General features: G+C 36.5%; 10 protein-coding genes. All 10 read right to left on the bottom strand.

The window, feature by feature from the left end; genetic code table 11:
• Window positions 1-582 carry a Holliday junction branch migration protein RuvA gene (gene ruvA, locus F6U93_RS02455; RefSeq protein WP_150936489.1) on the bottom strand — a complete coding sequence of 194 codons (582 nt, stop codon included), beginning with the start codon at window positions 580-582 and terminating at the stop codon, window positions 1-3.
• A 53-nt stretch (window positions 583-635) separates the two neighbouring features.
• Window positions 636-2,933, bottom strand: coding sequence for an NADP-dependent malic enzyme (locus tag F6U93_RS02450; RefSeq protein ID WP_150936487.1), 2,298 nt, complete (start codon window positions 2,931-2,933; stop codon window positions 636-638).
• A 51-nt stretch (window positions 2,934-2,984) separates the two neighbouring features.
• Entirely contained in the window at window positions 2,985-3,911 is a 927-nt protein-coding gene (gene queG / locus F6U93_RS02445; protein WP_150936485.1) for a tRNA epoxyqueuosine(34) reductase QueG, read from the bottom strand.
• Between the two features lie 64 nt (window positions 3,912-3,975).
• Entirely contained in the window at window positions 3,976-4,512 is a 537-nt protein-coding gene (locus tag F6U93_RS02440) for a hypothetical protein (RefSeq protein WP_150936483.1), read from the bottom strand.
• Between the two features lie 49 nt (window positions 4,513-4,561).
• Window positions 4,562-5,584, bottom strand: a complete 1,023-nt coding sequence (gene ruvB, locus F6U93_RS02435; RefSeq protein ID WP_150936801.1) for a Holliday junction branch migration DNA helicase RuvB — start codon at window positions 5,582-5,584, stop codon at window positions 4,562-4,564.
• Between the two features lie 184 nt (window positions 5,585-5,768).
• Window positions 5,769-7,562, bottom strand: coding sequence for a cytochrome c oxidase subunit I (locus F6U93_RS02430; protein WP_150936481.1), 1,794 nt, complete (start codon window positions 7,560-7,562; stop codon window positions 5,769-5,771).
• Window positions 7,563-7,594: 32 nt separating this feature from the next.
• Window positions 7,595-8,662: a cytochrome c oxidase subunit II gene (locus F6U93_RS02425; RefSeq protein WP_150936479.1), complete on the bottom strand. Its 1,068-nt coding sequence runs from the start codon at window positions 8,660-8,662 to the stop codon at window positions 7,595-7,597.
• Between the two features lie 32 nt (window positions 8,663-8,694).
• Window positions 8,695-10,053 (bottom strand): quinol:cytochrome C oxidoreductase, encoded by a 1,359-nt coding sequence (locus F6U93_RS02420; protein ID WP_150936477.1) that lies wholly within the window; start codon window positions 10,051-10,053, stop codon window positions 8,695-8,697.
• Window positions 10,054-10,075: 22 nt separating this feature from the next.
• Entirely contained in the window at window positions 10,076-10,627 is a 552-nt protein-coding gene (locus F6U93_RS02415; protein ID WP_191963440.1) for a c-type cytochrome, read from the bottom strand.
• Window positions 10,628-10,729: 102 nt separating this feature from the next.
• The gene (locus F6U93_RS02410; RefSeq protein WP_150936475.1) at window positions 10,730-11,260 is read right to left on the bottom strand and encodes a DUF3341 domain-containing protein; all 531 of its coding nucleotides are present in this window, start codon (window positions 11,258-11,260) and stop codon (window positions 10,730-10,732) included.
• Between the last annotated feature and the right edge of the window lie 2 nt (window positions 11,261-11,262).

Raw genomic sequence — 11,262 nt, 5'->3', positions numbered from 1 at the left:
TTATAAATTTTTTAAAGCCTGCTTAATGATGGTTTCGACATTAGCATCTGGTTGGGCAATCATAATTTTATCAACGACACGTTCGGCTTGTTTTTTAACAAAACCGAGCACTTCTAAAGCAGATAACGCTTCATCTTTGTTGGTATTGCCTTGTGAAACAGAAACTTCATCAATATCATAAATCTTAATGATTTTATCTTTTAATTCGATGATAACGCGTTGCGCTGTTTTTGCACCAATACCCTTAATGGATTGGATCAATGCAACATCACCTGTAGCAATACCCTCTCTCACCTGTTTAGGTGTTAGAGAAGACAGCATAGTACGTGCAATACTAGAACCTATACCACTTACTGAAATTAAAAGTCTGAATATTTCACGCTCTGCAAGGCTAGAAAAACCATAAAGCGTATGGGAATCTTCCTTAACTTGAAGGTGCGTATATAACTTTAAAAGTTCACCTTCTGGAATTTGAGAATAAGTATGTAAAGATATATTAAGTAAATAGCCCACGCCGTTACAATCTATAACAACGTGGGTTGGATTTTTCTCTGTGAGTTTTCCTTGAATATGGGTAATCATCTATGTCAGTTGGTTATCGACCAAATGTAATAAAATTATTTTCAATAGGAAGCCTATGAATCACCCTTTTCAGCATCGCGTCTTTCTTTTTGCTGCGCATCAATTACTGCCATTGCAGTCATATTTACAATTTCATCTACACTAGCACCCAATTGAAGAATATGAACCGGTTTACGCATGCCCATCATGATAGGTCCGATTGATTCGGCTTCATTCAATTCTTTAAGTAATTTATAGGTGATATTTGCAGAATCTAAATTTGGAAAAATCAAGGTATTCACTTTTTTTCCAACCAATTTAGAAAATGGAAATTTCTCTTTTAGCATCTCGTCGTTCAGGGCAAAGTCTGTTTGTAATTCCCCGTCCACAATTAAGTCTGGATTAAAACGATGTAAATTAGCTACGGCGTCTCTTACTTTTGAAGCCTTAGGACTAGGAGAAGACCCAAAATTAGAGTATGAAGTCATTGCAATAACCGGTGTCATTCCAAACATTTTGACTACTTTAGAGGTCATTTGCGCAATTTTAGTAAGCTCTTTAGCATCAGGATCGATATTGATGGAAGTGTCACTTAAAAATAAAGGCCCGCGTTTAGTCATCATCACATTGGTGGTCGCTACACGATTCACCCCTTTATCCATACCAATTAGCTCTAACATCGGTTTCACCACGGTTGGGTAATTACGAGAATAACCCGAAATTAAGGCATCGGCATCACCTTCATTCACCATCATGGCAGCAAAATAGTTTCGCTCACGCATTAAGCGTTGTGCTGCGTAGTAAGTTACCCCTCTACGCTTACGTTGCTCCCAATAGACTTTAGCATATTTATCTTTACGTTCGTTTTCTTCTTCAGACTTCGGATCAATGATAAGCACATCTTCAGCATCAAAGTCAATTTCAACCATTAAGTTTTGAATGGTTTCTTTTCTTCCTAACAAAATAGGAATTGCAACACCTTCTTCATAAACAATTTGTGCGGCTTTTATAACCCCCAATTGATCAGCTTCTGCAAAAACTACGCGTTTAGGGTTTAATTTAGCACGGGTTAATAATAACCTCACTAATTTATTATCTGAACCTAAACGCTCTCTTAATTCATCTTGATAGTCTTCCCAATTGATGATTGGTTCTTTAGCTACACCACTTTCCATCGCTGCTTTTGCTACAGCCGGTGGCACTTCAGCAATTAAACGTGGATCAAAAGGCTTTGGAATGATATAATCCTTTCCGAAAGTTAAACGGGTTTCACCATAAGCAATATTTACTTGTTCAGGCACGGGCTCTTTAGCTAATCGCGCCAAAGCTTCAACGGCTGCCATTTTCATCGCTTCGTTGATTTTTGTAGCACGCACATCTAACGCCCCTCTAAATATAAATGGAAAACCAAGTACGTTATTCACCTGATTAGGATGATCACTTCTTCCGGTAGCCATGATAATATCCTTACGCGTAGCAATAGCAATATCATATTTTACCTCAGGATCTGGATTGGCCATAGCAAAAACAATAGGTTTATCTGCCATGCTCAACAACATCTCTGGAGACACAATATTCGCCATTGATAGACCAATAAACACATCGGCATCAACCATAGCTTCATCGAGCGTATCTATTTTTCTGTGCGTAGCAAATTCTGCTTTTTCAGAAGTTAAGCTGTCTCGATCATCACGAATCACCCCTTTACTATCCAGCATGACCATATTTTCACGCCTAGCACCAAAGGCTTGATATAAACGTGAACATGAAATCGCTGCTGCCCCGGCACCAGAAATTACAATTTTTACTTCTTCTATTTTTTTCTCTGCGATTTCTAAAGCATTGATTAACGCTGCCGCAGAAATAATTGCCGTTCCATGTTGATCATCATGCATCACCGGAATATCCAATTCTTCTTTAAGACGTCTTTCAATCTCAAACGCTCCAGGCGCTTTAATATCTTCTAAATTAATACCACCAAAAGTTGGGGCTATATTTTTTACGGTAGCGATAAATTCTTCAACGTTTTCAGTATCTACTTCAATATCGAAAACATCAATATCTGCAAATATTTTAAACAGTAAACCTTTACCTTCCATAACAGGTTTGGAAGCTTCTGGTCCAATATTTCCTAAACCTAAAACGGCGGTACCATTTGAAATCACCGCAACCAAGTTCCCTTTAGCTGTATATTTGTATGCGTTTTCCTTATCTTTTTCTATTTCTAAACAAGGTTCTGCAACACCCGGTGAATAAGCTAACGACAAATCTCTTTGGGTCGCATATTTTTTGGTTGGAACAACTTTTATCTTACCAGGAGTTGGTTTGGCGTGATAAATAAGGGCTTCTCTGCGTTTACTTTCTTCCTTCATTAGAATTGTGTTTTGTGATTAACAAATATAACAATCCTAAAAAAGAATCTCTCATTCTTTGAGGAAATTGATATTTCTTTTTAAGCCTAAAAACTTGGTACGTTTTACTGGAGATTTTTTAAAAACTTTTCTAAAGGTCTCTTCGGTAATTTCTTCCCAATCCTTTTTAGTCATCGCTAGTAATTCTGGGTGCGGATTAAACAAGGGTTCGTTATGTGGTTTTGAAAAGCGGTTCCACGGACAAACATCTTGGCAAACATCACAACCAAACATCCAGTCGTCAAAACGACCTTTAAATTCTGTTGGAATATTCTCTTTGAGCTCAATGGTGAAATAGGAAATACACTTACTACCATCAACTACATAAGGTTCAGTAATCGCCTGGGTAGGGCAAGCATCAATGCAGGCGGTGCAGGTACCGCAGTGATCGGTGACTCTAACGTCGTATTCTAAATCCAAATCGATAATTAATTCGGCTATAAAATAGAAAGAGCCCACTTGTTGCGATAAGAGATTACTATGCTTACCTATCCAGCCTAAACCCGATTTGGCAGCCCAAGCTTTATCTAAAACAGGTGCCGAATCAACAAAAGCACGGCCTTCAACGTCACCAATTTCATCTTGAATAAAATGTAATAATGATTTGAGCTTATCTTTAATTACGAAATGGTAATCAGTGCCATAAGCGTATTTGGAAAGCTTAAAACTATCATCGTTTTGTTTTTCTTCTGGATAATAATTCAACAAAAGAGACACGACACTTTTAGAGCCTTCAACCAGTTTTGTAGGGTCCAAACGCTTATCGAAATGGTTTTCCATATAACGCATTTCACCGTTCATGTTATTGTTCAGCCATTTTTCTAAACGAGGCGCTTCTTCTTCTAAGAACTGGGCTTTACTAATCCCACAAGACAAAAAACCGAGGCGTTTGGCTTCAATTTTAATGAGTTGTGTGTATTTCGATTTGTTATCTAACATAAAGATCTTAATTCAACAAAGCGTAATTATCTAAGGTAACGAAAAATAACAAATGATTTAAACACTATAGCCCCAATATTTTAGCATCCACAAAAAACTCAGAACGCACTTTAATTTTATGATCTGAAGTAATAATTTGATCAGTTACTGTAGCAAGTCTTAAGCTAAATTCATCCTTTTTAAGGTAATTTTGTAAATCATCATTAGCGGTATCCAATTCAATAGTTTTGCTTCCGTCTTCTTCAATAACTTCTTTCCAAGCGATCAGGACTTCTTCTTCATTTTCGGCAGAAATATATATTTCAATAGCGTTTAGAAAGTCAAAATCACCCTGATCTGGAGCATCAATTTCTAAGGTCATTCTCGTAAGCTCTATATATTCTATAAGGTTTTTACCGGTGTTGTTGTTTTCAAATTTAGACTCAGAGTCTGAACTAATTTCAGGTGTAAAGGCATTAAATGGTAAATCTACTACCGATGAAGATTCAATAATAACTTCTTCTTCATAAACAATAGTAAACTGAGTTAATTCTTCAATTTTATCACAACCAAATAAGGTGATTACTAGTAGTATTGCGGTTACTAATTTTTGGCATTTCATTTTATAAGTAGGTTGTTTGGTTTTCTTTTAGTTCAAATACTTTGAGATGTTAAAATAAACCGCCTTGCGTTGGTCCTTTAACACGCCCTAAGTGTTTATAAGCTTCTTCGGTGACTTCTCGACCACGTGGGGTACGCATGATAAAGCCTTGTTGAATTAAAAACGGTTCATAAACTTCTTCAATAGTTTCAGGACTCTCACTTACGGCCGTAGCGATGGTGGTAATCCCAACAGGGCCGCCTTTAAACTTATCAATAATTGTAGCAAGAATTTTATTGTCCATATCATCTAAGCCATGTGCATCTACATTTAAGGCTTCTAAGGCATACTTCGCAATTTTGATATCGATACTACCATTTCCCTTTATTTGTGCAAAATCACGAACGCGACGTAGTAAGGCGTTGGCGATACGTGGTGTCCCTCTACTTCTTCCAGCAATTTCAATAGCGGCCTCCATAGAAATAGGCACGCCTAAGATATTCGCACTTCTTTGAATGATGGTAGTTAGCAAATCCGTATTATAGTACTGTAAACGACTTTGGATACCAAAACGCGCACGCATTGGTGAGGTTAACAACCCTGAACGGGTCGTCGCACCAACTAATGTAAACGCATTCAAATGGATTTGAACCGTTCTAGCATTAGGTCCGGACTCAATCATGATATCGATTTTAAAATCCTCCATAGCCGAATACAGGTATTCCTCTACAATAGGGCTCAATCGGTGAATTTCGTCAATAAACAAGACATCACGCTCTTCTAAATTGGTTAACAGTCCCGCCAAATCACCAGGCTTATCTAAAACAGGACCTGAAGTGATTTTAATCCCAACACCAAGCTCATTAGCTAAAATATTAGCTAAAGTGGTTTTACCTAAACCTGGAGGGCCATGGAATAAAGTATGATCTAAAGCTTCAGTGCGTAAGTTTGCCGCCTGTACAAAGATTTGTAGATTCTCCAACACCTGATCCTGACCTGTAAAATCATCAAAGGATAGCGGTCTTAGTTTTTTTTCAACGTCAAATTCATCAGGAGAAAAATTATCGTTTGTGGGATCTAGGTTTTCGTTCATCATACGTACTTCCTACACAGGCAGGAATCTTTTAAATTAAACCCTATACTTTGATAATTACAGCTAGTAGTCATTGATTATAGCAAAAATACAATTTCAAATATAAACAAAAAGCCTCTCCGTAATGGAAAGGCTTTTTGTTTATATTCTCTCTATGAGATTCCTGCCTTCGCAGGAATTAATTTTAGTGATGTAATTCAACCTCACCTTCTTTGAAAGGAACGTTTTGAGCTACAAAATCAACATCATGACCTGGTTTACTGTAATCGTAAGCCCAACGGTAAACATGAGGAATTTCTCCTGGCCAGTTTCCGTGGATATGCTCTACAGGCGTAGTCCACTCTAAAGTAGTTGCTTTCCATGGGTTTTGAGTTGATTTCTTTCCGAAGAAAATACTCATGAAGAAGTTGTATAAATACACGATCTGTACAACACCTCCAATTAAAGCAAATACTGTAATGATAACATTCACATTTGCTAAATCATCAAATAATGGGAAGTTACTATTTGTATAATAACGACGTGGTAAACCCGCCATTCCAATAAAGTGCATTGGGAAGAATACACCATAAGCACAAACAGCTGTTAACCAGAAGTGGATATAACCTAAGTTTTTGTTCATCATGCGACCGTACATCTTAGGGAACCAGTGGTAAATACCAGCAAACATTCCGTAAAGTGCAGAGATACCCATTACTAAGTGGAAGTGAGCTACTACAAAGTAAGTATCGTGAACATTAATATCTAATGCAGAATCACCAAGAATAATACCTGTTAAACCACCAGTAATGAAGGTAGATACAAAACCAATTGAGAATAACATGGCTGGGTTCATCTGAAGATTACCCTTCCATAAGGTTGTAATCCAGTTGAAGGCTTTCACTGCAGATGGAATCGCAATTAATAAGGTTGTGAATGTAAACACAGAACCTAAGAATGGATTCATCCCTGAGATGAACATGTGGTGTCCCCAAACAATAGTTGAAAGGAAAGCAATGGCTAATATTGAAACGATCATCGCTCTATAACCAAAGATAGGTTTACGAGAGTTAGATGCCATAATTTCAGAAACCAGACCCATTGCAGGTAAGATAACAATATATACCTCTGGGTGACCTAGGAACCAAAATAAGTGTTCGAATAAAACAGGTGATCCACCTTGATAGTGTAAAACTTCACCTTGGATGAAAATATCTGATAAGAAGAATGATGTTCCAAAACTTCTATCCATAATTAATAGTAAAGCTGCCGATAATAGTACTGGGAAAGAAACGACACCAATAATAGCAGTTACAAAAAATGCCCAGATTGTTAACGGTAATCTTGTCATAGACATCCCTTTAGTACGTAAGTTTAAAACAGTAACCACGTAGTTAAGAGACCCTAATAATGACGAAGCAATAAAGATAGCCATAGATACCAACCAAAGGGTCATACCCATACCTGAACCCCCTTGTGCCATAGGTAATGCACTTAACGGTGGATAAATTGTCCATCCAGCTGCTGCAGGACCAGCTTCAACAAACAATGAGATAACCATGATTATACTCGATAAAAAGAATAACCAGTAAGATACCATGTTTAAGAAACCAGAAGCCATATCACGTGCTCCAATTTGCAACGGAATTAACAGGTTACTAAAAGTACCACTCAATCCAGCAGTCAGTACAAAGAATACCATAATGGTACCATGGATAGTTACTAATGCTAAATAAATATCTGCATCCATAACGCCGTCTGGAGCCCATTTACCTAATAAAGCTTCAAATAATACATTAGGCTCTTCTGGCCATGCAATTTGAATACGGAACATTATAGACATTAATATCCCTATAATACCCATGATGGTACCCGTTACTAAATATTGTTTAGCGATCATTTTATGATCCATACTAAAAATATATTTAGTTACGAAAGTTTCTTTATGATGATGTCCGTGGTCGTCGTCGTGTGCGTGAGTATCTGCGTGTGCTGACATAATCTATATTCGGTTAGGTGTTTTTTGTTTAATTAGTTAATTAGAGAATTCTTGAATTCCTTTTGCTCTGCAATCCAAGCGTCGTATTCTTCTTGAGATTCAACTATAATTTTCATTTGCATGTTGTAGTGTGACTTCCCACAAATTTTGTTACAAATCAATAGGTAATCAAACTCATAGCGTTCTAAAGCCTCTTCACCTTTAGCAACTAATGGTTTACTATTTTCAACTCTAATTTCATTGATATTAGCCACTTTCTCTTGCATTTCAGGTGTCTGACGCATTTCAGCAGTAGTCACAGTAGGTGTAAAACCAAACTGCGTTATCATACCAGGAACACAGTTCATTTGTGCTCTAAAGTGAGGCATGTAAGCCGAGTGTAATACATCTTGAGAACGCATTTTGAATAATACAGGTTTCCCAACAGGTAAGTGTAATTCGGTGGTAATGATATCATCTTGAGCATTAGGATCAGCTTCATCTAAACCTAAGATGTTAGCACGATCGATATCAATTAAACGAACATTCGCTTTTCCTAAAGTGTTATCAGATCCGGCGTATCTCGCTTTCCAGTTAAACTGTTGAGCATATAATTCAACAATTAATGGATCTTCACTTTCATCAACACTAGTAATGTTAATCCATGTATTTAATCCGTAGATAATTAAACCAGCTAATACAATTACAGGAATGATCGTCCAAATCATTTCCAATTTATTGTTATCAGCAAAGAAGAACGCTTGTTTACCTTTTTCTCCTTTATATTTAAAAGCGAAATAGTGTAATAAAAATTGCGTAATGGTTTGTACGAAGAAAATTAAAACCAATGAAATAATCATCAAGTTATCGATGGTGCCTCCGTGCTCTGATGCTGCATTTGACAAAAGAGGCAGATCACCCCATTTAACAACACAAATAATGGTTATGATGTAGATGAAAGCTAAAAAGCCCATCATTAAGTAACCATTTAAGGTATTATCTTTATCTGTGGCTATTTGAGCATTATCGGTTTTAGCCTGAGCCAAATCGAAAATCTTAACCATCTGCCAAATGGCAATTAAAATAAATACTAAAACTATAATTGTTAATAAAGTAGTCATGTGATTCTTCTTTCTTCTTTATTTAAATCTAATTAATAATGGAAATCTTCACTTTCTTTCATAAGTGGGTATCCTTTTGCAAGTAATGACGCCTTAGATAAAGACATGAATACAACAAATATGAATAATCCACCAAACAATAATACAGATCCAATTTCAGGAATTCCTATAAACCATCTATCCCCTACAGTAGCAGGCATGATCATATTGAAAATATCAATATAGTGACCAACAAGAATCACAACGCCAGTCATCACTACAAACCAGTTCATACGCTTGTAGTTGGCATTCATTAACATTAATAATGGGAATACAAAGTTTAATACAACCATTCCAAAGAACGGTAATTTATAGTCATTAATTCTCGTGATGAAGTAAGTCACCTCTTCAGGAATATTAGAATACCAGATTAACATAAATTGCGAGAACCATAGGTAAGTCCAGAAAATACTAATACCGAACATAAATTTAGCGATATCATGTAAATGGTTTTCATTAACAAAAGCTAAATACCCTTTAGATTTTAAGAAGATACTCATTAAGGCTATAACCGTAATACCACTTACAAACATAGAAGCGAATACATACCATCCAAATAAGGTAGAGAACCAGTGTGGATCAACACTCATAATCCAATCCCAAGACATCATAGACTCCGTATAAATAAAGAATACTAAAAATCCAGCTGCAATACGGAAAGACTTTTTAAAGTAACTAATATCTCCAGGTTCAGCATTATCTTGAGCGATTGAGAACTTACGAGCGAAGTGACGATAAATCGCCCAACCAGCGATAAAAATTAAACCTCTAATAGCAAAACCTCCAATGTTCAACCAACCCGCTTTACCTTGAATTAAGGCATCATGAGCAACAACATCTGGATCCATCCATATAAATATGTTGTAATGTCCAATAGTACCAGAAGCAACAGCGATAATTAAAACTATTATAGCACCAGGTAACATATAAGCAGTAATGGCTTCCATAACTCTAAACAATACAGGAGACCAACCGGCTTGTGATGCAATTTGAATCGCATAAAAGGCTAAAACGCCAAGTGCAATCATAAAAAAGAAAAATGCCGCAACATATAAAGCAGACCAAGGTCTGTTTGCTATTTGATGTTGTACGTGAGTCACGTGTTTTGCATGTGCATCTTCCGCGTGAACTGTTTCACCATGGGCAGCTTCTCCATGAGCCTCATGACTTGGAGCTGCATGATGGGCAACGGCTTCACCATGTCCACCACCGTGATGTGATTCTTCTGCAAGTAAGTGTTCAACTTCCTCAAAAGATTTATGAGATGTCATAAAACCATATCCAACACCTAATGCTCCTAAAATCATTAGAATGAAAGAAAATGTCTTTAATTTATTTGAAAATGTATACATATCTATAATAATCTTATCAATCTTAATTTTCTAAATCTGCCTTTAATTGTAACACATACGACACTACTTGCCAACGTTCTTCCTCTTGCAATTGGTTTGCATAAGAGCCCATAGCATTCTTTCCATAGTAAATCGTGTGATAAATACTTCCCGCAGTAATGGCTCTTCCCGCATCATCATAACTAGGAATACCTAAAATCTTTTCACGTTTAACAAGATTCCCTTGTCCGTCTCCTTTTCCACCATGACAAATTCCACAGTAAATATCGTATAATTCCTTACCTCGGTTTAAATCAACTTGTGTAGAATCTAAAGGACTCATTACAGTTTCTTTAGCCAAAGCATAACCTTCAGTTGAATTTTCAATATCAAAAGGGATATGACCGCGAGCTACAGAACCTTCAGCAGGTAATTGTGCTTCCAAGCCATCTTTAAACGCTGCTTCACCATAAGTTTCATATCCTACAGATTCATACATGTTAGGCATGAATTGATAGTTTGGCGCTGTACTCTTGTTACAAGAAACAGCAACAAAAACAACTGCTACTACTAATATTTTAATTAAGCTTTTCATTTGTAAACTTATATTGTTTTTTTGTTCAAATGTAATTCGCAAAACACTTTATTTTAAAAAATTTTAAAATTAAATTAGTTTTTGCTCATTTCATATGTCTTATTAATGGGCTTTATCAACTAAATTAACTTCTACTGCTCCCGTTCCTGCAAGCAATGTTTCAAGGGCTTCTTGGTTACCATCAACGGCAATTTCCATTAAGAAATGATCGTCGGTAGTTCTAGGATCTGGATTTTCAGCTTCTTTAAAAGGCCATATTTTACTACGTAAGTAAAAAGTAAGTACCATTAAGTGGGCCGAGAAAAATACCGTAAGCTCAAACATAATAGGAACAAAGGCCGGTAAATTTTCTAAGTAGCTAAAACTTGGTTTACCTCCAATATCTTGAGGCCAATCTTCAATCATAATGTAATTCATCATGACTGTAGCTACTGCTAAACCAATTAAACCATAAATAAATGCTGTTATGGCAATACGTGTTGGTGCCAATCCCATAGCACGATCTAATCCGTGAACTGGGAAAGGTGTATAAATCTCTTCTATATGATAACGTTCTGCCTTTACTTTTTTAACAGCAGACATTAAAACATCATCGTCCGTATAAATAGCGTGAATTACTTTTGAAGCTTCCATAT

Origin of the sequence: Pseudotamlana haliotis (genome assembly GCF_008806375.1) — a bacterium.
In the GTDB taxonomy this organism is placed as follows: domain Bacteria; phylum Bacteroidota; class Bacteroidia; order Flavobacteriales; family Flavobacteriaceae; genus Pseudotamlana; species Pseudotamlana haliotis.
The sequence above is the reverse complement of the archived record's forward strand: the minus strand, read 5'-3'. Positions and strand labels throughout refer to the sequence as shown.

Coding starts and splice junctions, on each gene's coding strand:
- ruvA (WP_150936489.1), bottom strand. CDS start 582: ATGATTACCCATATTCAAGGAAAACTCACAGAGAAAAATCCAACCCAC.
- F6U93_RS02450 (WP_150936487.1), bottom strand. CDS start 2,933: ATGAAGGAAGAAAGTAAACGCAGAGAAGCCCTTATTTATCACGCCAAA.
- queG (WP_150936485.1), bottom strand. CDS start 3,911: ATGTTAGATAACAAATCGAAATACACACAACTCATTAAAATTGAAGCC.
- F6U93_RS02440 (WP_150936483.1), bottom strand. CDS start 4,512: ATGAAATGCCAAAAATTAGTAACCGCAATACTACTAGTAATCACCTTA.
- ruvB (WP_150936801.1), bottom strand. CDS start 5,584: ATGAACGAAAACCTAGATCCCACAAACGATAATTTTTCTCCTGATGAA.
- F6U93_RS02430 (WP_150936481.1), bottom strand. CDS start 7,562: ATGTCAGCACACGCAGATACTCACGCACACGACGACGACCACGGACAT.
- F6U93_RS02425 (WP_150936479.1), bottom strand. CDS start 8,662: ATGACTACTTTATTAACAATTATAGTTTTAGTATTTATTTTAATTGCC.
- F6U93_RS02420 (WP_150936477.1), bottom strand. CDS start 10,053: ATGTATACATTTTCAAATAAATTAAAGACATTTTCTTTCATTCTAATG.
- F6U93_RS02415 (WP_191963440.1), bottom strand. CDS start 10,627: ATGAAAAGCTTAATTAAAATATTAGTAGTAGCAGTTGTTTTTGTTGCT.
- F6U93_RS02410 (WP_150936475.1), bottom strand. CDS start 11,260: ATGGAAGCTTCAAAAGTAATTCACGCTATTTATACGGACGATGATGTT.